Source organism: Azospirillum sp. B21 (assembly GCF_008364825.1).
GTDB lineage: Bacteria > Pseudomonadota > Alphaproteobacteria > Azospirillales > Azospirillaceae > Azospirillum.
This window is the reverse complement of sequence record NZ_VTTO01000019.1, coordinates 1-23,039: the sequence shown is the minus strand read 5'-3', so window position 1 is coordinate 23,039 and position 23,039 is coordinate 1. Positions and strand designations below refer to the sequence as shown.

The window sequence follows — 23,039 nt, the reverse complement described above, 5'->3', positions numbered from 1 at the left end:
ATTTCTGGCACATTCGCAGCCCTGATTTTGGGCGGCCTGCCTGGAAAATGCGCAAGAAAAAAGGGCGGTGGCCGAAGCCACCGCCCTTCTTGTCCGTTGCCGGACGTCTGATCGGAAGACCGATTAGAACGCCAGGATCGAGCGGACCAGCACGACGTTGCCCTTGTCGCTGAGAGCCGAGGTCTCGGCGTCCAGGTCGAAGTAGTCGTACTGAGCCTGCAGGGTCAGGCCCGGAGCGACGGTGTAGCCGACGCCGATTTCGTAGACCTGCAGCTCGCGGTCGCCACGCAGGGCCACCGAGCCGGCGTCCTTGCCGTTCTTGTAGTTGGCGCCGACGACGATCGGGCCAGTGGTGTACTGAGCACCGACAACCCAGTTACGGGTGTTCTCGGTGAACAGACCGGCGCGGTCGTTCAGGCCCGACTTGCCGTAGTCGGTGTAGCTGCCGCCAACGCTGAAGCCAGCGTAGCCGACGGTGGCACCGGCCTGCCAGCCGTTCAGGTCCTTGTAGTTGGAGCCGGCGACGTTGCCGACGGCCTCACCCCACATGTAGCCGGCGCTGGCCTTGACGGTCACGCCACCGAAGGTGTTGTTGTAGTTCGCGCCGACTTCCACCATGTCCTGGTAGGTGCCGTTGCCACCGGCGGCGAAGGTGCCGATGGTGTCGGTACGGTTCACGTCGGTGTGCGAGCTGTCGTTACGCGGGGTGTAGCTGGCGCCCAGCTGCAGACCGGCGAAACGCGGCGAGAAGTAGACGATCTTCGTGGCGTTGGCATCGGCGTTCAGCGACGGCCAAATGATGCTGTTGCCGGTAACGGTCGAGGCCGGGCCGTTGCCACCGATGTTGGTGTTCGGGCCGAACCAGTTCTGGACCTGATCGACCAGGCCGAGCGGCAGGTAGTCGGTCGGGGCCGAGACGTAGGTCTCGTCGTTGAAGGAGTTGGTCACGCCCAGGCGGACCTGGCCGAAGGTGCCCTGCGCGAAGATGTACGCGCGGTCAGCGTCGGTGGTGCGGCCGTTGTTGGCACCGGCGTTCGCGCGGAAGCGCAGACGGGCACCGTATTCCAGGCCGTTGTCGGCCTTGGCGGACGGGATGATGTTGATACGCAGACGGTTGCGGAACTCGGTCGAGCGCAGGCCGGCGTCCAGATCCTGATCGACGTAGCCGGCTTCGAAGTAGGCGTCGCCGCCAACCTTGACTTCGAACTTGGCCTGGGCGTTGGCAGCGCCAGCACCGAGAGCGAGAGCAGCGGCGGCAGCGCCGGCCAGCAGATAACGGTTCATGATTGTTGCCTCCATCCTGGCAGCAGATGTTTCAGCCTGGTTGACGTCCTGGCTGAGACTTTCGTACGCACCCCGGCCCTTGCCAGCAAGCGGCAAATCTCCGGGATTGCTGCATTGGGGGGACAGTGTGTCGCACGGAGCACACTAAGAAGGGGGGCTCCGGCCCGCCCGCCACAGTCGAGCAGGGCAGGAGCGGACTGTTGTCGTCCTGTTGTGGCGGGGCGGGGCAAAGACGCATCCGCTGTTGCGTGGGGCCGTCCACTTATGGTCTGTTCACCGGCATTCCGCGCGTGACTCGCGCGCGGCAACCCCTTTTCTGAACCGGGTTCCCGACCATGCGCCGTTCGACCGCCCTTCGCCTTGTCCCTGTACTGCTCGCGGCTTCCGTCTCGATCGCCGGCTGCGCAAGCTGGGGCGGCAAGACCGAAACCGTCGAAGAGCAGATGAAGAACAAGGACTACAAGTTCGGCAGCCTGCTCGGCACCGACGGCGGCCTGAACCTGTTCGGCAAGAACAAGCGCGGCGGCGACCAGGACAGCGCCGGCGGCATCGGCGTCAACAGCTTCCTGTGGCGCGCCTCGCTCGACACGCTCTCCTTCATGCCGATCGCCTCGGCCGATCCGTTCGGCGGCGTGATCCTGACCGACTGGTACACCCCGCCCGATTCGCCGAACGAGCGGTTCAAGGTCAACCTCTACATCATGGACCGCCAGCTGCGCGCCGACGGCGTCCGGGTTTCGGTGTTCAAGCAGCAGCGGACGGGCAACGACTGGCGCGACATCAACGTCGGTCCGGAGACCGCCGGCCAGCTGGAGGATGCGGTGCTGACCCGCGCCCGGCAGCTTCGCGTGTCGCAGAACGCCGCCGCCCGCTGACGCGGCGGCCGGCCCGAGGCGCTCCTCAAGGCGGTCCTCAAGGCCGGTCCGACTGTCGGGCAAGTCTTCGAGCATCTGGTACAACGGAAAACGGCGTCGCGCTCATGTCGCGTTATAATGTCAAGGAAACCGAGGCGAAGTGGCAGGGCGTGTGGGACGGCAAGGGCTGTTTCACCGCGCGCGAGGACGCCTCCCGGCCCAAATACTATGTGCTGGAGATGTTCCCCTATCCGTCGGGGCGCATCCACATGGGCCACGTCCGCAACTACACCATCGGCGACGTGATCGCGCGCTTCAAGCGCGCCAAGGGCTTCAACGTCCTGCATCCGATGGGTTGGGACGCCTTCGGCCTGCCGGCCGAGAATGCCGCGCTGGAGAAGAAGGTCCATCCCGCCGCCTGGACGCGCGAGAACATCGCGACCATGCGCGGGCAGCTGAAGACGATGGGCCTGTCCATCGACTGGGACCGCGAGATCGCCACCTGCGACGTGGAGTATTACCGCCACGAGCAGAAGATGTTCCTGGATTTCCTGAAGGCGGGCCTGGCCTACCGCAAGGAATCCTGGGTGAACTGGGACCCGGTGGACAACACCGTTCTCGCCAACGAGCAGGTGATCGACGGCCGCGGCTGGCGCACCGGCGCGCTGGTGGAGAAGCGCAAGCTGTCGCAGTGGTTCCTGAAGATCACCGCCTATGCCGAAGACCTGCTGAAGGGCCTGGAGACGCTGGACCGCTGGCCCGAGCGTGTCCGCATCATGCAGGAGAACTGGATCGGCAAGTCCACCGGCGTCCGTTTCCGCTTCAAGATCAAGGGTCGCGAGGAGGAGCTGGAGGTCTTCACCACCCGGCCCGACACGCTGTTCGGCGCCTCCTTCGCCGCGATCTCCCCGAATCACCCGCTGGCGGCCGAGCTGGCCGCCTCCAGCCCGGAACTGGCCGAGTTCATCGCCGAGTGCAACCGGCTGGGCACCAGCGAGGAGGCGATCGAGACGGCGGAGAAGCGCGGCTTCGACACCGGCCTGAAGGTTGTGCATCCCTTCGATTCGTCGTGGGAGCTGCCGGTCTATGTCGCCAACTTCGTGCTGATGGAATACGGCACGGGCGCAATCTTCGCCTGCCCGGCGCATGACCAGCGCGACCTGGATTTCGCCCGCAAGTACAACCTGCCGGTCCGTCCGGTGGTGATCCCCGCCGACGCCGACCCGGCCGCGTTCGAGGTCGGAACCGAGGCCTACACCGGCCCCGGCGTGCTGCGGAACTCCGCCTTCCTCGACGGACTCGACACCGAGTCGGCGAAGGAAGAAGCCGGCAAGCGGCTGGAGGCGGCGGGCCAGGGCGAGCGCACCACCCAGTACCGCCTGCGGGACTGGGGCGTATCGCGCCAGCGCTATTGGGGCTGCCCGATCCCGGTCATCCATTGCGAGTCGTGTGGCATCGTCCCGGTTCCGGACGACCAGCTGCCGGTCGTGCTGCCGGAGGACGTGACCTTCGACAAGCCCGGCAACCCGCTGGCCCATCATCCGACCTGGAAGCACACCAACTGCCCGACCTGTGGCAAGCCGGCGCTGCGCGAGACCGACACCTTCGACACCTTCATCGAGTCGTCCTGGTATTTCGCCCGCTTCTGCTCGCCGAAGACGGAGGATGCGGCCTTCACCCGCGAGTCCGTCGATTACTGGCTGGGCGTCGACCAGTATATCGGCGGCATCGAGCATGCGGTCCTGCACCTGCTCTACAGCCGCTTCTGGACGCGCGCGCTGAAGACCTGCGGCTACCTGAACCTGGACGAGCCGTTCACCGGCCTGTTCACCCAGGGCATGGTCAACCACGAGACCTACAAGGACGCCGGCACCGGCGCCTGGCTGGCCCCGACCGACCTGACCAGGAACGACAAGGGCGAGTGGGTCCGGGCCGACAGCGGCGCGCCGGTCAATGTCGGCCGCGTCGAGAAGATGTCGAAGTCCAAGAAGAACGTGGTGGACCCGGCGCACATCATCGGCACCTACGGCGCCGACGCCGCCCGCCTGTTCATGCTGTCCGACAGCCCGCCGGAACGCGATCTGGAGTGGACCGAGGCCGGCATCGACGGCGCCTGGCGCTACATCAACCGCCTGTGGCGGATGGTGACCGAGGCGCCGGTGGAACTGCCCGCCGCCGGCACGCCCGCGCCTCAGTCGTTCGGCCCGAAGGCCGAGGCCGCCCGCCGTCTGGTCCACAAGACCATCGCCGGCGTGTCGGAGGATCTGGACAAGTTCCGCTTCAACAAGGCGGTCGCCCGCGTCCGCGAACTATCCAATGCGCTGGGCGAGCTGGACGGCAAGGGCGAGGGCGAGGCCTGGGTCCTGCGCGAGGGCTTCGAGTCGCTGGTCCGCCTCGTCGGTCCGATGATGCCGCACCTGGGCGAGGAGCTGTGGGCGCAGCTGGGTCACTCCACCCTGCTGGCCGACCAGCCCTGGCCGGAGGCCGACCCCGCCCTGGTGGTGGAGGACAGCGTCAAGGTCGCGGTCCAGGTCAACGGCAAGCTGCGCGCCACGCTGGAGCTGCCGCGCGACATGGACAAGGATGCGGCGGAGCAGGCGGCGCTTGCCGATGCCAACGTCCAGCGTGCCATGGACGGCAAGCCGGCCCGCAAGGTCATCGTCGTCCCGAACCGGGTGATCAATGTCGTCGTCTGATACCAGACCGTACCGCCGGAGCCCGATCCGGCAGACCGTGACGCGGGGGCTGTTCGCCCTCGCGCTCGGTCTGTCCGCCCTGTCGCTGTCGGGCTGTGGTTTCCAGCCGCTCTACGGCGGCAAGGGGGTTGGCGCAGCCGCGGCCGACCGGCTGATGGAGGTCGACATCGCGTCGATCCCCAACCGGGAAGGGCAGAAGCTCCGCAACCTGCTGATCGACAACTTCTATCCGTCGGAGCGGCCGGGCAATCCGCGCTACCGGCTGGACGTGGCGCTGTCGGCGTCGGAGCAGAAGCTGGCCCTGCAGAAGGACGCCACTGCGGTGCGCGCCCAGCTGCTGGTCAACGCGCCCTACCGGCTGACCGACACCCAGACGGGGCAGGTGGTGTTCCAGTCCAGCTCTCGTTCGATGATCAGCTACAACACGCTGGAGCAGCACTACGCCGCCATCGTGACGGTGCAGAACGCCTATGACCGGGCGCTGGAGGACATCTCCAACGACATCACCACCCGCGTCGCCATGTATCTCGGCCGTGGGTCCTGACCGGCAGGAGATGTTCGGGTGAAGCTTCAGCCCAAGGCGATCGACGGTTTCCTGCGCAGCCCGGACCCCAAGGTCCGGGCGGTGCTGCTTTATGGCCCCGATTCGGGCCTCGTGCGCGACCGCGCCCAGACGCTGGGCAAGACGGTGGTAACGGACCTGTCCGATCCCTTCCGGGTTGCCGAATTCCTAGGCCGTGCGCTGGCCGACGATCCGGCGCGGCTGGCGGACGAGGCTGCGGCGATCTCCTTCACCGGCGGCCGGCGCCTGATCCGCGTCCGCGACGCGGAAGACAACAGCACGGCCGCCTTCACCGCCTTTCTCGAAAACCTGCCGCCGGGCGACAGCTTGGTGGTGGTCGAGTCGGGCGATCTGTCCGCCCGCTCCAAGCTGCGGCTTCTGTTCGAAGGCGCCGACGGTGCCGCCGCCATTCCCTGCTATGTGGAGGAGGAGGCGTCGCTCGGCCGGGTCATCGCCGACATCCTGCACGGCCATGGCCTGACCGCCGATCCCGACACGCTGAGCTTCCTGGCTGCCAACCTCGTCGGCGACCGCATGGTCGCCCGCGGCGAGGCGGAGAAGCTGGCGCTCTATATGGGCGACGCGAAGCGCGTGCGGCTGGAGGATGCACAGGCCTGCATCGGCGACAGCGCCGCCTTGTCGATGGACGAGCCGGTGTGGGCGGCGGCGGAGGGCGATTTCGCCACCCTCGACCGCTCGCTGGCGCGGCTCTTCGCCGAGGGCACCTCGCCGGTGCCGATCCTGCGCGGCGCCCAGCGCCATTTCCAGCGCCTGCAACTGCTCTGCGCCCAGGTCGCCGCCGGCAAGTCGCCGGAGGCCGCCGTCGAGTCGCTGCGCCCGCCGGTTTTCTTCAAGCTGAAGACCCGGCTGGTCAAACAGGCCCGTCACTGGTCGCCCGGCCATGTCCGGCAGGCGCTGGAACGGCTGGTCGATGCCGAGGCCGATTGCAAGCGCACCAACATGCCGGACGAGACGCTGTGCGCCCGCGTTCTGTTCCAGCTCGCCTCGCTGGGGGCGCGGCGCTGAAGGGGCGCTGACTTGACCGTTGCGGGCCGCGCGCTATCTCGCGGGGCATGAGCGACGCCACCTACACCGCGCCACCGCCCGCCCCCTTCCGGGTCCGCTGGTGGCAACCCCTGCTGTTCTGGGTCATCGTCAACGCCTGGGGCTTCGTCGAACGCGGCGGCCAGCCCTTCCCCGGCCATCAGCCGTCGCCGCTGCAGCCGCCGGGCTGGGCCTTCCCGGTGATGTGGTTCACGCTGAACGTCTTCCAGATCTGGGGCGACATACGCTTGCTCGACCCGGCGCGGCGAATCCGCAGCCGTGGACTGCTGATCGGCCTGCAGGCGGTGACCTGGGCGATCTACGCCACTTTCAGCCTCGTCTATTTCACGCTGGGCAGCTCGATCCTCGCCGCGGCCTGGACGGTGTCCTTCTTCATCATCACCTCCCTCTGCATCGCGCTGGTGGCGCGGGACGACCGCAGGATCGCGCTGATCTGGACGCCGCTGATCCTGTGGACCGGCTTCGCGTCGGTGGTTGGCATCCACAATGCCTTGATCAACCCCGATCCGCTGTTCGGCACTCCGGCCCTCTGGGGATAACACCCGGATAAAAACCTTGCGCTGAATATCACCCGGATATAATAAGTCGGGAACGATGTTCGACGTGGGGAGACGGCAGGTGGCGAACGTGGTTGGGAAAGAGGATCGCAAGGCGGCGGTGGCGGCCTACAAGGAGCGCAAGAGCGTGGCCGGCGTGTTCGCTCTCCGCTGCCCGTCGGCCGGTTCGGTATGGGTGGGCGGCGCGCCCGATCTCGACAAGATCCAGAACCGCATCTGGTTCCAGTTGAAGATGGGCGGTTGTCCGCACCGCAGCCTGCAGGCGGCCTGGAACGCTTATGGCGCCGAGTCGCTGGTCTTCGAAGTTGTCGAGCGGCTGGAGGACGAGGAGCTTGCCTTCGCCCGCGCCGCCGCGTTGAAGGCGCGGGTCGCCCACTGGGTTGCGGCGCTGGGGGCGGAGGCGATCTGAGAGCCGACGCTCAGCCGCGGTAATCGTGGACCCGGCCGGTGAAGTCGGTCACGCGATATTTACCCTCGCCCTGCTCCTCGATCCAGGCTGCGGCGGCGGGGGCCTTGCCATGCCCGCCGGGAATGTCGAGGACATAGGTCGGCTGGCACAGGCCGGACAGCCGCCCCCGCAGTCCGGTCACCAGCGCCTGCCCCTCGGCCAGGGTCGGCCGGAAGTGACTGGTGCCGGCCGCAAGGTCGGGATGGTGCAGGTAGTAGGGCTTCACCCGGTTTCGCACCATGCCGCGGAACAGGGCTTCCAGCGCCGCGTGGTTGTCGTTGATCCCCTTCAGCAGGACGGTCTGGCCGACCAGAGGGATGCCGGCCTCCACCAGCCGGGCGAGTGCCGCCCGCACCGGCGGGGTCAGCTCGTCGGCGTGGTTGATGTGGACGGCGATCCAGGTGGCGAGGTCGGGGGCGGTCAGCGCCTCCAGCAGTTCCGGGGTGATGCGCTCCGGGTCGGCGGCGGGGATGCGGCTGTGCAGGCGGACGATGCCGACATGCGGCATGGCCGACAGCGCCTGCACGATCCCACGCAGCCGGCGCGGCGACAGCAGCAGCGGGTCGCCGCCGGTGATGACGACCTCCCACACCTCCTCATGGTCGCGGATATAGGCCAGGGCCGCGTCCATCTCGTCGGCGGTCAGCGCCTCCCCGCCCGGACCGACCATCTCGCGGCGGAAGCAGAAGCGGCAATAGACCGCGCAGGCATGCAGCGGCTTCAGCAGCACCCGGTCCGGATAGCGGTGAACGATGCCCTTCACGGGACTGCGCGCGCCGTCGCCGATGGGGTCTTCCAGTTCTTCCGGCGTGCTGTACGCCTCGGCGGAGGAGGGGACGTACTGGGCATAGAGCGGATCCTGCGGGTCCGTACGTCCGGCCAGCGTCTCGCGCAGGTACGGGGTCAGGGCCACGGCGTAGCGGTCGGTGACCGTACGCACGGCGTCGCCGGCCTCCGGGGTCATCAGCCCGGCGGCCACCAGATCGGAAACGCTGTGCAGGGCCTTCATCGCTCTTTCCCGTCTCGACGGAATGGGTCATGTAGGAAAGCGACCGCTCTTACTCCTGCGAGACCCATGCTGTCGACTCTTCCCCGCCTGATCGGCCATCGCGGCGCCAAGGAAAATGCGCCGGAAAACACGCTCGCCTCGATCCGGGAGGCTGCCCGCCAGGGCGCCCGCTGGGTCGAGGTGGATGTCATGCTGACCCGCGACCAGCGCCCGGTGCTGATCCATGACGACACGCTGGATCGCACCACCACCGGCACCGGCCCGGTGCCGCTCATGGATCTGGCGGATCTGCGGCAGCTCGACGCCGGACGCTGGTTCGATGCCGGTTTCGTCGGAGAACGGGTGCCGACGCTGGAAGAAGCTGTGGCGCTGATCCGCGACCTCGGCCTCGGCCTGAACCTGGAGATCAAGCCCTATCCGGGGCAGGAGGAGATCACGGCGGAGGTGGCGCTGAACAGCCTGCGTCCGCTCTGGCCGTCTGACCGGCCGCTCCTGCTGTCCAGCTTCGAGGTGCCCTGCCTGGATGTTGCGCAGCGGTTGTGGCCGGAAATTCCCCGCGGCTATCTGCTGTGGGATCCGCCGGCCGACTGGGCGGCCATCGCCGACCGCATCGGGGCGGCGACCCTGAATGTCGATCAGGAGCGCCAGACTGCCGACAGTGTGGCGGAATACCGCGCCACCGGACGGCCGGTGCTGAGCTATACCGTCAACGATGCCGACCGGGCGCGAACGCTGTTCGGCTGGGGGGTGTCGGCGATCTTCACCGACGCACCGGGCCGGCTGGCGCGGGAGTTGGGGCCGGATGCCTGACGAGCATGCCTGATGTTGAGTCGGCGGAGCGGTCGACACGCTGACGCTTCCGTTCGCAACTGCGGCAAATCGTGAACGTTTTTTGCGCGAGGGGCTGAATCCGCTCGTAGGGCGGGCCAATTCCTCATATATAGAACCGCATTGGCGATCCCGCCGGAACCCACGTGGATTCCGGCGGAGCTTTTCGTCGTCTGGTTGTCCGCCGCTTTTGATCCGGTGCCCCGCTGGGCGCCACGTTCGGTCTTTGGAGGGTTCGTTGAAGGCGTTGAAGCCGTTGCAGATGTCCGGCCGGGAGGTTTTGCCGCTCGTCGAGGGTGGCAAGGGTATTGCCGTTTCCAACGGCGAAAGCTCCGGCGCCTGGGCGGCAGCCGGCGGGATTGGCACCTTTTCGGGTGTCAACGCCGACAGCTACGATGAGAACGGCAACCTTCTGCCGCAGATCTACAAGGGCAAGACCCGGCGCGAGCGCCACAACGAGCTGATCGCCTTCGGCATCGAGGGCGGCATCGCCCAGGCGCGCATCGCGCACGAGACGTCGAACGGCCAAGGCCGCATCCATATGAACGTCCTGTGGGAAATGGGCGGGGCGGAGCACATCCTGCACGGCGTGCTGGAAGGCTCGCAGGGCCTGATCCACGGCGTCACCTGCGGCGCCGGCATGCCCTACAAGGTTGCCGAGATCGCGGTGCGCTACGGCGTCCATTACTACCCGATCGTGTCGTCGGCCCGCGCCTTCCGTGCGCTGTGGCTGCGCGCCTATCACAAGTTCCGCGAACATCTGGGCGGCGTGGTCTACGAGGACCCGTGGCTGGCCGGCGGCCATAACGGCCTGTCCAACTCCGAAGACCCGCAGAAGCCGGAGGATCCGTTCCCCCGCGTCCTGGCCCTGCGCCAGATGATGAACAGCTTCGGCCTGAACGACACCCCCATCGTGATGGCGGGCGGCGTCTGGTGGCTGTCGGAGTGGGAGGACTGGATCGACAACCCCGATCTGGGGCCGATCGCCTTCCAGTTCGGCACCCGTCCGCTGCTGACCCAGGAGAGCCCGATCTCCATGGCGTGGAAGCGCAAGCTGGTCGCGCTGCAGGCGGGCGACGTCTTCCTGAACCGCTTCTCCCCGACCGGCTTCTATTCGTCGGCGGTGAAGAACCCCTTCCTGCTGGACCTGATGGCCCGGTCGGAGCGCCAGATCGCCTATCTGTCCAAGCCGGTGGGCGAGCATTCGGCCGAATTCCCGGTCGGTCCGCGCGGCCGCCCGGTCTATGTGACCGAAAGCGACAAGCAGCGCGCCGAAGGCTGGCTGTCCCAGGGCTTCACCACCGCGCTGAAGACGCCGGACAGCACGCTGGTCTTCGTCACCCCCCAGCAGTCGGAAAAGATCCTGCACGATCAGGTCGACTGCATGGGCTGCCTGTCGGCCTGCGGCTTCTCCAACTGGGCGCAGAACGAGGAAGGGACGACGGGCAAGCGCGCCGATCCGCGCTCCTTCTGCATCCAGAAGACGCTTCAGGCGGTCAGCCACACCGACGACTGCGAGAACCAGCTGATGTTCGCGGGGCACAACGCCTACCGCTTTGCCAGCGATCCCTACTACAACGACGGCTTCATCCCGACGGTGAAGCAGCTCGTGGAGCGGATCGCCACCGGTTACTGACCGCCCACGATACCGGACCGACAGGGCCGCCGGCGGGTGACTGCCGGCGGCCTTTGCATTGGACGGATCCGGTTGACGCCTGTCCGGTCGATGCCTGGCCGGTTGACGTCGGTGCGACAATAACTTGCGCCGCCTTTCCGAATGGTTTTACAGTTGAACGGTCTGCGGCCTTGTGCCGCGGTCCTGTCCCGGACCTTCGTGTCCGCTCCCTGTGTCGACTGTACGGGTGCCGCGCCCATGATGACCGCCGAACGCCCATTCAAGCGAGCCCTCGACCGGCTGAACGGCGCCGGGCTGCGCCCGACCCGCCAGCGCCTCGGCCTTGCCCGGCTGCTGTTCGAAGGCTGCGACCGGCACGTCACCGCGGAACAACTGCATGGCGAGGCATTGGCCGCCGACCTGCCGGTGTCACTGGCGACCGTCTACAACACGCTGAACCAGTTCACCTCCGCCGGTCTGCTGCGCGAGGTTGTGGTGGAAGCCGGCAAGTCCTACTTCGACACCAACACCAGCGACCATCATCATTTCTTCGTCGAATCCACCGGCCGGCTCGAGGACATCCCCGCCGACCGTCTGATGGTGCAGAACCTGCCCACCGCCCCGGCCGGCACCCGTGTCGCCCGCGTCGACGTGATCGTCCGCCTGATCGAGGACGACGGTACGGCCTGAACCTGCCGATTTTCAGCGTTCGCCGTCCGGCATGCTCGGACGGGCAGGGCGGTCGACGAAGGGCCAGCGCATATAGGCGAAGACCCAGACGGCGATCACGTTCAGGTACGGGAACAGCAGCAGCAGGATCCACAGCGGGCTGCGTCCGGCCTTCGCCAGCACCCAGCCGCCGGCGATCAGCGTATAGGTCGTGACGATCGACCCGATCAGCAGTTCCCAGAAACCCAGATGGATGATGGTGTCCGTCATGCCGTCCTCCGCGCCTTGACCTTGCGGGCTTCGCGCACCGGCAGCACCGGCCAGCGGCTGTGCGCCATCACGCCGATCGCGACCACATGGCCCAGCGGCAGCAGCGCGAACAATGCCCACAAGGGTGAGAAGCCCGCCCGGTGCAGGATGCGCGCCATCGGCCAGACGATGGCGAGTTGGAACAGCATAAGCCCCAGCAGCGGGCTGTTGACGTAATCCTCAAGCATGCCGGCCCGGACCCTCCTCCCCATGATTGAGGGGCAGAGAAGCGCGGGCAGCCGGCTTTGTCGAGCCAAACTTTTCCCGCACCGGCATTCGGATGCGCCCGCCGCCCTGCGGCTTTCCTCCCGCATCAGGAGTGCGCGAGCGTGAAATCACCCGGCAGGGCATGCTACAGTTTGCCACGTCCGGCCGAACCGGCTTGACGCTCTCTGGAATTCAGCTGCGGCGGACTCTTGCCATTGACGGATTTCTCCGAACCGGTCGGCGCGGCGCGCGGATGGTGGCGGAAGTTGCGCTCAGGCGCGTCGCCTTTATCACCGGTGGCCGGAGTGCGAATCGGCCTGCTCGCGGCGGTGATCGCCGGCTTCTGGCTGGTGGCCTACGCCGATCTGGAGCGTGCGCGCGAGCGGGCGTTGCAGGACGGCCTGCGCCAGACCGCCAATTTGTCGCGCCTGCTGGAGGAGGATGCCCGCCGCATCCTGAACGTTGGCGGTCGCGCGCTCTACGCGATGGCCGAAGGCGGGCGGATTCCCCCCTATCTGCTCGCCGACACCGCTGCGTCTTCAGGGATCGAGGCTGGTCCGGGCATAGCGTTGCGCAGCCTGCTGGTGGTGGAACCGGATGGGCGGGTCAGGGAGGCTGCGGGGCTGGATGCCCAGACCTCTCTTGCGGGAACCCCGGCGGCGGAGGCGGCGCGCACCGGATCGGCTGCCTTCGTCGGCCCTTACCGGGAACCCGGCGGCTGGCGCGCCGCCCTTGTCCGGCCGCTGGCCGACGGCAGCGGCGCGGCCGTGGCGATGCTCGACCTCGACCGCTTCGCCCGGCTCTACGCCACACAGGATATCGGCCCGCGCAGCATCATTCTGCTGTATGGCGAGGACGGTGTGGTCCTGGCCTATTCACGGCCGAGCGAGCCTCTGGACCGCGACCGTGCCGTCTTCGCCTCCATCCTGCCGCGCCTCTCCGGCGGGGAAAGCGCGAAGACACTGTCCGGCTTCGATCCGTCGGAAGGGCGCGACCGCATCGGCACTGTCCGTCGCGTGGCGGACTTGCCGCTCTACGTCTATGTCCGCATCAGCGCCGACGATGTGCTGGCCGGCTGGTATGCCGACCGTTGGAAGCGCGTGCTGGAAACCGCCGCGGTGTCGGTGGTGGTCATGCTCCTGGCCCTGCTGGCCTTGCGGCAGCTCGGCCGGTTGGAGACGACGACGCAGGCGTTGCGGGCCAGTGAACGCCGGTCGCAGGCCCTGTTCGACAGCAGTTTCCAGATCATGGGGTTGCTGTCCCCCGACGGGCGGGTGCTGGCGTTGAACCGGCCTGCCTGCGCCCTGGCCGGGTTGCCGACGGAGGCGCTGATCGGGCGCCGCGCCTGGGAGTTCCGCGGCTGGGCCCGGACCGGCGAACTGGCGGACGCCTTCCGCGAGTCGATCGGAAAGGCGGCGTCCGGCCGCCTCGTCCGCTATGAGACCGACGTGATCGCCGATGGCGTCACCCGGGTGATGGACGTGACGATCAAGCCGGTCTTCGACGACCGCGGCGCGGTGGCCTTGCTGGTGATCGAAGCGCGCGACATCACCGAACGGGTGGAGGCGGCCGAACGGCTTGCCGCCGCGCTCGATCAGGCGGAAGCCGCCAACCGCGCCAAGAGCGCCTTCCTGGCGACCATGAGCCACGAGCTGCGCACGCCGCTGAACGCCATCATCGGCTTTTCGGACATCATGCTGCACGAGCTGTTCGGTCCGCTGGGCAGCCCGCGCTATCACGACTATGCGCGTCATGTGCAGAACAGCGGGCGCCATCTGCTGGACCTCATCAACGACGTGCTGGACATGTCGAAGCTGGAGGCCGGGCGCTACACGCTGGACGAAAGCTGGCTGGAGCCGGCCGACGCCATCGACACCTGCCGGGCGCTGGCGGCGGTTCCGGCCGATGCCGGCGGGGTGACGCTGGAGAGCGACTGCGCTCCCGGCCTGCCCAGGCTGCTGGCCGACGAGCGGGCCCTGCGGCAGGTCTTGCTGAACCTGCTGTCGAACGCGGTGAAGTTCACCCCGCGCGGCGGCCGGGTGACGGTGACGGCAGGGCTGGAGCCGGAAGGTGGGCTTGCCATCGCTGTGCGCGACACTGGCATCGGCATTCCTGCCGACGCGCTGGCCCGCATCCTGGAGCCGTTCCAGCAGGCCGACAGCAGCATTCCCGGCCGCTTCGGTGGCACCGGGCTCGGCCTGTCGATCTGCCGCGACCTGATGGCCCTGCATGGCGGCAGCCTGTCCATCGACAGCGAGCCGGGCTGCGGCACCGTCGTCACCGTCCGCTTCCCCGCCGACCGTGTTGCCCAGCCGGTTGCGGCCGATGGGATGCAGGCGTAAGCCTGTCTCCGGTGAACGGAGCGAAAGGCGGACGGGATGATCGGGAATGACGGAAAGCCGGTGTCCAAGGAGGACCTGCGCAAGCACATCGCCGTCTACAACGGCCAGTCGCGCGGCTCCAAGGAGTTCGCGGCGATCCCGCGCGCGCTGGTGACGATTCTCGACGGGCTGAAGCCGGGCAAGACCGGCTACGTCAAATGCGTGGACGGTCAGGTGCAGCTGTCGCGCCGCAAGGACAACAGTGTGGCGGCTGGCTGACAAAAGAAAAGCGCCCTTTCCCGGGGTGGGGAAGGGCGCTTTCCGTTAGAGGATCAGACCGTTAATGCTTGGCCGCGGCGGCGGCGCCGATGCCGGTCTGGGAGCGGACGAACTGGTCTTCGAAGGCGTCGCGCTCGGCACGGGCGGATGCGCTGCTGTCCAGCTTCGACACGATGATCGTGACGATGAAGGCCAGCGTCATCGAGAACAGGGCCGGCTGCTCGTACGGGAAGATCGGCTTCGGGTTGTTCAGAACCACGACCCACACCGCATTCGACAGGATCACCAGCGTGACGGCGGAGATCAGGCCGGCGATGCCGCCCGCCAGCGCACCGCGGGTGGTCAGGCCCTTCCAGTACATCGACAGGATCAGCACCGGGAAGTTCACCGACGCCGCGACGCCGAAGGTCAGGCCGACCAGGAAGGCGACGTTCTGCTTCTCGAAGGCGATGCCCAGCACGACGGCCAGCACGCCCAGGACCAGCGACGCGATCTTGGAGACGCGCATCTCCTCGCGCTCCGTCGCCTCGCCCTTGCGGATGACGCGGGCGTAGAGGTCGTGCGCGATGGCCGAGGCGCCGGCCAGCGCCAGACCCGACACCACCGCCAGGATGGTGGCGAAGGCGACCGCCGACAGGAAGCCCAGGAACAAGTCGCCGCCCAGCGCCTTGGCCAGATGCATCACCGGCATGTTGCCGCCGCCGATCAGCTTGCCGCCGACCTTGCCGCCTTCGAAGAACTGCGGGTCGGTGCCGACGATGGTGATCGCCGCCATGCCCAGCACGCAGACGATCAGGAAGAAGAAGCCGATGAAGCCCGACGCGTAGAAGACCGACTTGCGGGCCTCGCGCGCATTGGGGACGGTGAAGAAGCGCATCATGATGTGCGGCAGCGCGGCGGTGCCGAACAGCAGGCCCAGCGATAGCGACACCGCCGACACCGGGTCGGCCAGCAGCGTGCCCGGCCCCATGATCTTCACGCCGTCCTTGTGCGAGGCGATGGCGCTCTTGGCGATGGCCTCCAGGCTGAAGCCGAAGCGCGACAGGGCCAGGAAGGCCAGGATCACGCCGGCGCCCAGCAGAAGCACCGCCTTGATGATCTGCACCCAGGTCGTGGCGATCATGCCGCCGAAGGTGACGTAGACCACCATCAGCACGCCGACCACGATCACGGCGACGTTGTAGTCCAGCCCGAACAGCAGCTTGATCAGCTGGCCGGCGCCGACCATCTGGACGATCAGGTAGAAGCACACCACCGTCAGCGAGCCGATGGCGGCGAAGGTGCGGATCTTGCCCTGGTCCAGCCGGTAGGACGCGATGTCGGCGAAGGTGAAGTGGCCGAGGTTGCGCAGCCGCTCCGCCAGCAGGAACAGGATGATCGGCCAGCCGACAAAGAAGCTGATGGTGTAGACGAAGCCGTCATAGCCCTTGGCGAACACCAGGCTCGACAGGCCCAGCAGCGTCGCGGCCGACATGTAGTCGCCGGCGATCGCCAGCCCGTTCTGGAAGCCGGTGATGCCGCCGCCCGCCGTGTAGAAGTCGGAGGTCGAGCGGGTGCGGCTGGCCGCCCAGTAGGTGATGCCCAGCGTCATCACCACGAAGGCCAGGAACATGCCGATGGCGGACAGGTTGACCGGCTGCTTTTCCAGCTGCCCGACATCGCCGGCTGCCAGCGCCGGCAGGGCGAACAGGGTGGCGGCAGCCGCCGTCAGGAGAATCCGGCGGGCGGTCATTGCAGCGTCTCCCGCGTGATCTCGTCGGTCAGGTCCTGGAAGCGGCCGTTGGCGAAATGGGAATAGACGCCGGTCAGCAGCCAGGACAGGATGATGATCCCGGCCCCGATGGGGAAGCCGACGCTGAGGACCGAGTCGTCGGACATCGGCTTGTGCAGCATGTCCGGCGCAAAGGCCACCACCATCATGAAGCTGTAGTAGCCGACCAGGACGATGGCCGACAGGATCAGCGCCAGCCGGCTGCGCTGGCGGACCAGTTCCTGGAATTTGGGGTTCCGGCGGACCCGTTCGTAAACCGGAGTGTTCGCGGGGGAGTGCATGTTTCCTCCAGACGGTAAACGTCCTTGTGGCACCCTGTTCGGGCTTATGCTTTTCCGGCTAACAAAACACTGTTTCGCAAATTTCCCGGAAATATGACGAATTGTTTCAGCGCAATTCCGGTAACAATTCCACCGATTCGCATTGAGCCGGGGCAGCGAAGCTGGAATGATGGCGGAGATTCCACCGATCCCCTTATCCCGCCGCTCCGTCCGGAAAATGATCCGCTCGCCCCTGTTCCTCCGGCTGTTCTCGGCGATCCTGATCTCGCTCGGGCTGTTCTCGGCGGCGGCCTATGTCTTCTCCGTTCCCTTCATCGAGGAGAAGGCCTACGAGATCGAACGCGACGCCAGCCGCACCATCCTCGACAACGTGTTCGAGCTGGTCAGCCGGATCCGCGGCGGGCTGGAGGAGCAGCGCAGCACCACGGTGGAGTCCTACAAGACCCGCCTGCGCGACGTGCTGGAACTGGCCGTCGGCTATATCGAGCATGTCCACGCCCGCGCCGACCGCGGCGAGATCACGGCGGAGGAGGCGCGGCGCGAGGCGATGGAGGGGCTGCACGCCTTCCGCTACGGCAACGGCGATTATGTCTGGGCGATCGGCTACGACTCGGTGATCCTGTCGCATCCCTCGCCGGACTATCAGGGGCGGAAATCTGACGACCTGCGCGACAATCTGGGCCGCCACATCCTGCCCACCATCGTCGCCACCGCCAAGCGGGAGGGCGAGGGCTTCCAGACCTATCCGTGGTGGCGGCCGAACGGCGACGAGCGGGCGCCGAAGCTCAGCTTCTTCAAGGATCTGCCCAAGCGCGGCATCATTGTCGGCACCGGCGCCTATCTGGCCGACGTCGACGCCGAGGTGGAGCGGCGCAAGGCCGAGGCCATCGAGGATCTGCGCCAAGCCCTGCGCAAGCTGCGCATCGCCCGTACCGGCTATCTCTACATCTTCGATTCGGCGAACCGGATGATCATCCACCCGAATTCGAACATCGAGGGCACGGCCTTCGGCGACCGGCTGAACTCGGCCACCGGCCGCCCGATCGCCGAGGATCTGAAAGCCGCCGCGGCCAGGGGGGAGCCGCTGACCTACCTGTGGGACAAGCCCGACGATCCCGGCAACTACGCCTATGAAAAGATCAGCTGGGTCCGGCATTTCGAAGGCTTCGACTGGTATATCGCCTCGTCGGTCTATGTGGACGAGCTGCGGAAGTCGTCGGTGGTGCTGGGCAACCGCATCCTCGCCATCGGCATGGCGCTGATGGCGGCGGGCAGCCTGCTGGGCTACATCGCCGTCAGGCGTCTGGTCTGGCCGCTGCGCCGGCTGGCCGACACCGCGGCGCAGGTGCGGGCCGGCGATCTCGGTGCGCAGAGCGGCATCCGCCGCGGCGACGAGATCGGGCTGCTGGCCTCCGCCTTCGACGGGATGGTCCGACAGCTGCGCGACACCGTTGCAACGCTGGACAGCCGGGTGCGCGACCGCACTGCGGCGCTGGCGGAGGCGGAGACGCGCCAGCGCGTGATCCTGGATGCGATCCCCGCCAGCATCGCCGGGCTGGACCGCGACGGGCGGCTGACCTTCGCCAACCTGCGCTGGGCCGAGCTGGTCGGCCGCGACAAGGCCGAGGTGATCGGCCGCGATCTTGCCGCCGTGGTCGGCCGGCGCGCCATGGCGGTGCTGCGCCCCCATCTCGACCGCTGTCTGTCGGGGGAGGTGGTCACCTTCGAATACGCCTTTCCGCGCGACGGCCGCGACATCGTCACCAAGACCACGCTGATTCCCCATCGTGGCGAGGGTGGAGCGGAGGACGGCGCCGTCACCGGCCTGTTCGTGCTGACCCTGGACATCACCGACGAGAAGCAGACCGAACGCCAGCTGGTGGAGGCGCAGCGCCTGAAGGCGGTCGGTCAGCTCTCCGGCGGGCTGGCGCACGATTTCAACAACCTGCTGTCGATCATCATCGGCAACCTTGCGGCGGCGCGCGAGCACTACGCGACGGTCAAGGGACTGGACGCCTATCTGGAGCCGGCCCAGCGTGCCGGCCGCCGCGGGGCCGACATCACCGCCCGGCTGCTCGCCTTCTCCCGCCAGCAACCGCTGAAGCCTGAGCCGATCGAACTGTGCGGGCTGCTCCGCGACATGGCGGTGCTGCTGCGCCGCTCCTTCCCCAGCTCCATCGCCATCGGCGTGCCGGAGGAGGGGCGGGAATGCTGGACCATCGCCGACCAGACCCAGCTGGAGAATGCGCTGGTCAATCTCGCCATCAACGCGCGCGACGCCATGCCGGGCGGCGGCCGGCTCGACATCGCGGTCGGCATCCGCCGGGTGGAGGACACCCTGTCCTTCGACGAGCCGGTCCGCCCCGACGATTACCTGGAAATCCGCGTCTCCGATACCGGCACCGGCTTCACGCCGGAGGCGCTGGCCCGCGCGGTGGAACCCTTCTTCACCACCAAGGCGCTGGGATCGGGGTTGGGGCTGTCGATGGTCTACGGTTTCGTCAAGCAGTCGCGCGGCTATCTGCGCATCGACAGCCGGCCGGGGGAGGGCACCGCCGTCACCCTGCTGCTGCCGCGCGCCGAACCGGTGGCCCGCCTGCTCGATGCCGAAGCGGCGACGGTCGAACCCCTGGGCGGCGGCTGGTCCGGCCAACTGGCGCTGGTGGCGGAGGACAATGACGATGTCCGGCAGGTGATGCGCCAGCAACTGGTCGATCTCGGCTTCTCGGTGGTGGAGGCGGCGAGCGGTGACGAGGCGGCGGAGTTGGTGGAGCAGATCGACGGGCTGTCTCTGCTGGTCTCCGACATCGTCATGCCCGGGCTGTCGGGGGTGGAGCTGGCGCGGCGAGCCCGGCTGCTGCGGCCGGACATGCGGGTGGTGCTGGTCAGCGGATTCACGGTCGAGTATGGCGATATCCCCGCCGATGCCGTCATACTGAGCAAGCCATGGGACAAGCGGGACCTGGTGGCGGCCATCGGCCACGCCGCCCAACCCGCGCCGGCCTGATATGATCGGACCAAATGAACGCACCTGGAAAACAGGGCGACGAGTGCCGAGGGGAAACGCGCGTGGTGCAGAAGAAGCGCATTTATCTGGTCGAGGACGAGGCCGACATCCGCCGGCTGGTGAAAGAGGTGCTGGAGGGATACGGCTACGAGGTGTCCTGCTGGGCCAGCGGGCGGGAGGCGCGGGCGGCAATCCAGCGCCAGGCCCCCGACCTGTGCCTTGTCGATCTCGGCCTGCCGGACATGGACGGGCTGACCCTCGTTCGCGAACTGTGGGAGGACGTGCGCTTCGGCGTCATCATCCTGTCCGGGCGCGGCGGCACTTCCGACCGGATCCTGGGGCTGGAGTTGGGCGCCGACGATTACATCGTGAAGCCCTTCGAGCCGCGGGAGCTGGTCGCCCGCGTCAACAGCGCCATCCGCCGCCGCGAACAGCTGGCCGGCGCCACGGCCGCGGCCGAGACCGCGCGGGCGCGCTTCGGCAATTGGGTCTTCGACCTCGGCAACCTGACGCTGAGCGCCGATGACGGCCGCCAGGAAAGCCTGACAGCGGCGGAGGCCTCGCTGCTGCTGACCCTGCTGAAGGCGCCCAAGCGCGTGCTGTCGCGCGAGCATCTGCAAGGTCCCGATCAGGACCGTGACGATTTTCCCTACGACCGCAGCATCGACGTCCGTGTGTCGCGCATCCGCAAGAAGATCGAGGACGATCCCCGCGCTCCGCGGCTGATCAAGACGGTCTACGGTGCCGGATACCTGTTCGCCGGCGACGTGACCTGGATACGGTGACCGGGATTACGATGGATGGGGCACCTCGCTTGCCCGGCGCCGCAACAACTCCAATAACAATTGGTCATAATCCTGAGAAAGTTGCGCAAAGCTGATCTGGTACAGGCTGTTTCCAACACCGCCGCGCCCAATGTCGGCGCGCAACAAGAACCCCTGGGGAGAACGGTCCGATGAGTGATACTGCCGCCGCAGCCGATGTCCGCGCCAACCCGTATGAACGCGATCTCGACCGCAACGCCGCCAATTTCGTCGCGCTGACGCCGCTGACTTTCCTGGAGCGCGCCGCCGCGGTGTGGCCCGACCGGCTGGCCGTCGTCCATGGCCCGGTCCGCCGGACCTGGGCCGAGACCTTCGTCCGTGTGCGCCGTCTAGCCGCGGCGCTGGCGAACCTGGGGATCGGCAAGGGCGACACCGTCGCCATGCTGGCCGCCAACACGCCCGAACTGTTCGAGGCGCATTTCGGCGTGCCGCTGGCCGGCGCCGTGCTGAACGCCGTCAACACCCGGCTGGACGCCGAAGCCATCGCCTTCATCCTGAAGCATGGCGAAGCGAAGATCCTGATCGTCGACCGCGAGTTCTCCGGTGTGGCGAAGAAGGCGTTGGCCCTGCTGGATGCGCCGATCCCGGTGGTGGACATCGACGATCCGACCTACACCGGCGGCGAGCTGATCGGCGACCGCGATTACGAAGCCTTCATCAGCGACGTCGGGACCGAACATCCCTGGACCCTGCCGGCCGACGAATGGCAGGCCATCGCGCTGAACTATACCTCCGGCACCACCGGCAATCCGAAGGGCGTCGTATATCACCACCGAGGCGCCTATCTGAACGCGGTGTCGAACGCGCTGTCCTGGAACATGGGCGACGCGCCCGTGTATCTGTGGACGCTGCCGATGTTCCACTGCAACGGCTGGTGCTTCCCCTGGACCATCGCGGTCACCGCCGGCACCGCGATCTGCCTGCGTCAGGTCCGCCCCGACGCCGTGCTGAAGCTGATCCGCGAGGAGCGGGTGACCAATTTCTGCGGCGCGCCCATCGTTCTGAACATGCTGAACAACGCACCGGCCGAGCTGAAGCAGGGCATCGAGCAGAAGGTGAAGGTGATGGTCGCCGGTGCCGCCCCGCCCGCCGCCGTCATCGCCGGCATGGAGCGCATGGGCTGGGAAGTCACCCATGTCTATGGCCTGACCGAATGCTACGGCCCGACCGTGGTCTGCGTCTGGCACGACCGCTGGGACGGCCTGTCGCTCGACGAGAAGGCGGCGATCAAGGCCCGCCAGGGCGTGCGCGGCCCGATGCTGGAGGCGGTGATCGTCGCCGATCCCTTCACACTGGAGCCGGTGCCGAAGGACGGCCGCACGATGGGCGAGATCATGATGCGCGGCAACAACGTCATGAAGGGCTACCTGAAGAACCCCAAGGCGACCGAAGAGGCCTTCGCCGGTGGCTGGTTCCACACCGGCGACCTCGCCGTCTGGCATGAAGACGGCTATGTCGAGATCAAGGACCGCTCGAAGGACATCATCATCTCCGGCGGCGAGAACATCTCGTCTATCGAGGTGGAGGACGTCCTCTACAAGCACCCGGAGGTGCTGGAGGCCGCGGTCGTCGCCCGCCATGACGAGAAGTGGGGCGAGACGCCCTGCGCCTTCGTCACGCTGAAGGATGGAGCCACCGCGACCGAGGCCGATATCATCGCCTTCTGCAGGTCGCATATGGCCCACTTCAAGTGCCCGCGCACGGTGGTGTTCGGCCCGCTGCCGAAGACCTCGACGGGCAAGATCCAGAAATACGTCCTGCGCAAGCAGACCGAGGGGCTGTAAGGGGCACTCTGCCCCCTCCCTAACCCTCCCCCACCTTCGGTGGGAGAGGGGACTGCCGCCGCTTTGGCAATTACGTCACGCCGACAAGCGTCCTGCCCCCTCTCCCACCGTAGGTGGGGGAGGGATGGGAAGGGGGCCAGCGCTCTCCCATGCCTGCACGCCGTCCATTTTCAAAGGGACCCGCGCCATGAAGATCCTCTGCGCCGTGAAGCGCGTCGTCGACTACAACGTCAAGATCCGGGTGAAGACCGACCAGTCCGGCGTCGAGACGTCCAACGTGAAGTTCTCGATGAACCCCTTTGACGAGATCGCCGTCGAGGAGGCTGTCCGCCTGAAGGAAGCCGGCAAGGCGACCGAAATCGTCGTCGTGTCCGTCGGCCCGACCCAGGCGCAGGAGACGCTGCGCACCGCTCTCGCCATGGGCGCCGACCGCGCCATCCTGGTGCAGACCGACGTGACGACCGAACCGCTCGCCGTCGCCAAGGTGCTGAAGGCTCTGGTGGACAAGGAAGCGCCGGGATTGGTGATCCTCGGCAAGCAGGCGATCGACGACGACTGCAACCAGACCGGCCAGATGCTGGCCGCTCTGCTGGGCTGGGGCCAGGGCACCTTTGCCTCGAAGGTCGCGCCGGCTGGTGACGCCGTGGCGGTGACGCGCGAGATCGACGG

21 protein-coding genes are annotated in these 23,039 nt (G+C 67.3%); 15 read left to right on the top strand and 6 right to left on the bottom strand.

The window, feature by feature from the left end; all coding sequences use genetic code 11:
- Positions 1 to 123 precede the first annotated feature (123 nt).
- Positions 124 to 1,284 (bottom strand): porin, encoded by a 1,161-nt coding sequence (locus FZ983_RS28260; RefSeq protein ID WP_149227688.1) that lies wholly within the window; start codon positions 1,282 to 1,284, stop codon positions 124 to 126.
- Between the two features lie 335 nt (positions 1,285 to 1,619).
- On the opposite strand from FZ983_RS28260, the gene FZ983_RS28255 reads away from it, so the two are divergent.
- From FZ983_RS28255 to FZ983_RS28230, 6 genes are all read left to right on the top strand, one after another.
- A complete protein-coding gene (locus FZ983_RS28255; RefSeq protein ID WP_149227686.1) occupies positions 1,620 to 2,159 on the top strand; it encodes a DUF3576 domain-containing protein in 540 nt (179 codons plus the stop codon).
- Between the two features lie 104 nt (positions 2,160 to 2,263).
- Positions 2,264 to 4,834 (top strand): leucine--tRNA ligase, encoded by a 2,571-nt coding sequence (gene leuS / locus FZ983_RS28250; protein WP_149227684.1) that lies wholly within the window; start codon positions 2,264 to 2,266, stop codon positions 4,832 to 4,834.
- Positions 4,835 to 4,871: 37 nt separating this feature from the next.
- A complete protein-coding gene (gene lptE, locus FZ983_RS28245; protein ID WP_149227682.1) occupies positions 4,872 to 5,378 on the top strand; it encodes an LPS assembly lipoprotein LptE in 507 nt (168 codons plus the stop codon).
- A gap of 18 nt (positions 5,379 to 5,396) precedes the next feature.
- Positions 5,397 to 6,422 (top strand): DNA polymerase III subunit delta, encoded by a 1,026-nt coding sequence (holA, locus tag FZ983_RS28240; RefSeq protein ID WP_149227680.1) that lies wholly within the window; start codon positions 5,397 to 5,399, stop codon positions 6,420 to 6,422.
- 47 nt (positions 6,423 to 6,469) lie between these two features.
- Positions 6,470 to 7,000 (top strand): TspO/MBR family protein, encoded by a 531-nt coding sequence (locus FZ983_RS28235; RefSeq protein ID WP_149227678.1) that lies wholly within the window; start codon positions 6,470 to 6,472, stop codon positions 6,998 to 7,000.
- Positions 7,001 to 7,079: 79 nt separating this feature from the next.
- A complete protein-coding gene (locus FZ983_RS28230) occupies positions 7,080 to 7,427 on the top strand; it encodes a GIY-YIG nuclease family protein (protein ID WP_247884014.1) in 348 nt (115 codons plus the stop codon).
- Between the two features lie 10 nt (positions 7,428 to 7,437).
- Here the strand turns inward: FZ983_RS28230 and FZ983_RS28225 are convergent, their stop codons facing one another.
- Positions 7,438 to 8,475: a lysine-2,3-aminomutase-like protein gene (locus tag FZ983_RS28225; RefSeq protein ID WP_149227674.1), complete on the bottom strand. Its 1,038-nt coding sequence runs from the start codon at positions 8,473 to 8,475 to the stop codon at positions 7,438 to 7,440.
- A 66-nt stretch (positions 8,476 to 8,541) separates the two neighbouring features.
- Between FZ983_RS28225 and FZ983_RS28220 the strand changes: the two genes are divergently transcribed.
- The 3 genes from FZ983_RS28220 to irrA all read left to right on the top strand — a co-directional run bounded on the left by FZ983_RS28220 (position 8,542) and on the right by irrA (position 11,608).
- Positions 8,542 to 9,285 (top strand): glycerophosphoryl diester phosphodiesterase, encoded by a 744-nt coding sequence (locus FZ983_RS28220; RefSeq protein WP_149227672.1) that lies wholly within the window; start codon positions 8,542 to 8,544, stop codon positions 9,283 to 9,285.
- Between the two features lie 256 nt (positions 9,286 to 9,541).
- The gene (locus tag FZ983_RS28215; protein ID WP_188092561.1) at positions 9,542 to 10,939 is read left to right on the top strand and encodes a nitronate monooxygenase; all 1,398 of its coding nucleotides are present in this window, start codon (positions 9,542 to 9,544) and stop codon (positions 10,937 to 10,939) included.
- A 237-nt stretch (positions 10,940 to 11,176) separates the two neighbouring features.
- The gene (irrA, locus tag FZ983_RS28210; RefSeq protein ID WP_149227670.1) at positions 11,177 to 11,608 is read left to right on the top strand and encodes an iron response transcriptional regulator IrrA; all 432 of its coding nucleotides are present in this window, start codon (positions 11,177 to 11,179) and stop codon (positions 11,606 to 11,608) included.
- 12 nt (positions 11,609 to 11,620) lie between these two features.
- On the opposite strand, the gene FZ983_RS28205 is transcribed toward irrA, so the two are convergent.
- A complete protein-coding gene (locus FZ983_RS28205) occupies positions 11,621 to 11,857 on the bottom strand; it encodes a hypothetical protein (protein ID WP_211103006.1) in 237 nt (78 codons plus the stop codon).
- A complete protein-coding gene (locus tag FZ983_RS28200; protein ID WP_149227668.1) occupies positions 11,854 to 12,084 on the bottom strand; it encodes a hypothetical protein in 231 nt (76 codons plus the stop codon). The genes FZ983_RS28205 and FZ983_RS28200 overlap by 4 nt, the downstream gene beginning before the upstream one ends.
- Positions 12,085 to 12,408: 324 nt before the next feature.
- On the opposite strand from FZ983_RS28200, the gene FZ983_RS28195 reads away from it, so the two are divergent.
- Together FZ983_RS28195 and FZ983_RS28190 are read left to right on the top strand one after the other, a co-directional pair.
- Positions 12,409 to 14,445 carry an ATP-binding protein gene (locus tag FZ983_RS28195; RefSeq protein WP_149227666.1) on the top strand — a complete coding sequence of 679 codons (2,037 nt, stop codon included), beginning with the start codon at positions 12,409 to 12,411 and terminating at the stop codon, positions 14,443 to 14,445.
- Positions 14,446 to 14,481: 36 nt separating this feature from the next.
- Positions 14,482 to 14,703: a hypothetical protein gene (locus FZ983_RS28190; protein ID WP_149227664.1), complete on the top strand. Its 222-nt coding sequence runs from the start codon at positions 14,482 to 14,484 to the stop codon at positions 14,701 to 14,703.
- A gap of 61 nt (positions 14,704 to 14,764) precedes the next feature.
- On the opposite strand, the gene FZ983_RS28185 is transcribed toward FZ983_RS28190, so the two are convergent.
- Together FZ983_RS28185 and FZ983_RS28180 are read right to left on the bottom strand one after the other, a co-directional pair.
- The gene (locus FZ983_RS28185) at positions 14,765 to 16,435 is read right to left on the bottom strand and encodes a cation acetate symporter (protein WP_149227662.1); all 1,671 of its coding nucleotides are present in this window, start codon (positions 16,433 to 16,435) and stop codon (positions 14,765 to 14,767) included.
- Positions 16,432 to 16,755, bottom strand: a complete 324-nt coding sequence (locus tag FZ983_RS28180; RefSeq protein WP_149227660.1) for a DUF485 domain-containing protein — start codon at positions 16,753 to 16,755, stop codon at positions 16,432 to 16,434. The genes FZ983_RS28185 and FZ983_RS28180 overlap by 4 nt, the downstream gene beginning before the upstream one ends.
- A 217-nt stretch (positions 16,756 to 16,972) precedes the next feature.
- Between FZ983_RS28180 and FZ983_RS28175 the strand changes: the two genes are divergently transcribed.
- The 4 genes from FZ983_RS28175 to FZ983_RS28160 form a co-directional block, all read left to right on the top strand.
- Positions 16,973 to 19,762: a cache domain-containing protein gene (locus tag FZ983_RS28175; protein ID WP_149227658.1), complete on the top strand. Its 2,790-nt coding sequence runs from the start codon at positions 16,973 to 16,975 to the stop codon at positions 19,760 to 19,762.
- A gap of 14 nt (positions 19,763 to 19,776) precedes the next feature.
- Entirely contained in the window at positions 19,777 to 20,547 is a 771-nt protein-coding gene (locus tag FZ983_RS28170; RefSeq protein ID WP_247884013.1) for a response regulator transcription factor, read from the top strand.
- A gap of 170 nt (positions 20,548 to 20,717) precedes the next feature.
- On the top strand, positions 20,718 to 22,370 hold the full coding sequence (locus tag FZ983_RS28165; RefSeq protein WP_149227656.1) for an acyl-CoA synthetase: 1,653 nt from the start codon (positions 20,718 to 20,720) through the stop codon (positions 22,368 to 22,370).
- 187 nt (positions 22,371 to 22,557) lie between these two features.
- On the top strand, positions 22,558 to 23,039 hold a 482-nt coding region (locus FZ983_RS28160), incomplete at its 3' end, for an electron transfer flavoprotein subunit beta/FixA family protein (protein WP_149227654.1).

Bases quoted from the DNA above. Each gene is read 5' to 3' on its own strand.
- FZ983_RS28260 (WP_149227688.1), bottom strand. From the start codon at position 1,284: ATGAACCGTTATCTGCTGGCCGGCGCTGCCGCCGCTGCTCTCGCTCTC.
- FZ983_RS28255 (WP_149227686.1), top strand. From the start codon at position 1,620: ATGCGCCGTTCGACCGCCCTTCGCCTTGTCCCTGTACTGCTCGCGGCT.
- leuS (WP_149227684.1), top strand. From the start codon at position 2,264: ATGTCGCGTTATAATGTCAAGGAAACCGAGGCGAAGTGGCAGGGCGTG.
- FZ983_RS28235 (WP_149227678.1), top strand. From the start codon at position 6,470: ATGAGCGACGCCACCTACACCGCGCCACCGCCCGCCCCCTTCCGGGTC.
- FZ983_RS28225 (WP_149227674.1), bottom strand. From the start codon at position 8,475: ATGAAGGCCCTGCACAGCGTTTCCGATCTGGTGGCCGCCGGGCTGATG.
- FZ983_RS28220 (WP_149227672.1), top strand. From the start codon at position 8,542: ATGCTGTCGACTCTTCCCCGCCTGATCGGCCATCGCGGCGCCAAGGAA.
- irrA (WP_149227670.1), top strand. From the start codon at position 11,177: ATGATGACCGCCGAACGCCCATTCAAGCGAGCCCTCGACCGGCTGAAC.
- FZ983_RS28205 (WP_211103006.1), bottom strand. From the start codon at position 11,857: ATGACGGACACCATCATCCATCTGGGTTTCTGGGAACTGCTGATCGGG.
- FZ983_RS28200 (WP_149227668.1), bottom strand. From the start codon at position 12,084: ATGCTTGAGGATTACGTCAACAGCCCGCTGCTGGGGCTTATGCTGTTC.
- FZ983_RS28190 (WP_149227664.1), top strand. From the start codon at position 14,482: ATGATCGGGAATGACGGAAAGCCGGTGTCCAAGGAGGACCTGCGCAAG.
- FZ983_RS28185 (WP_149227662.1), bottom strand. From the start codon at position 16,435: ATGACCGCCCGCCGGATTCTCCTGACGGCGGCTGCCGCCACCCTGTTC.
- FZ983_RS28180 (WP_149227660.1), bottom strand. From the start codon at position 16,755: ATGCACTCCCCCGCGAACACTCCGGTTTACGAACGGGTCCGCCGGAAC.
- FZ983_RS28175 (WP_149227658.1), top strand. From the start codon at position 16,973: ATGATCCGCTCGCCCCTGTTCCTCCGGCTGTTCTCGGCGATCCTGATC.
- FZ983_RS28170 (WP_247884013.1), top strand. From the start codon at position 19,777: ATGAACGCACCTGGAAAACAGGGCGACGAGTGCCGAGGGGAAACGCGC.
- FZ983_RS28165 (WP_149227656.1), top strand. From the start codon at position 20,718: ATGAGTGATACTGCCGCCGCAGCCGATGTCCGCGCCAACCCGTATGAA.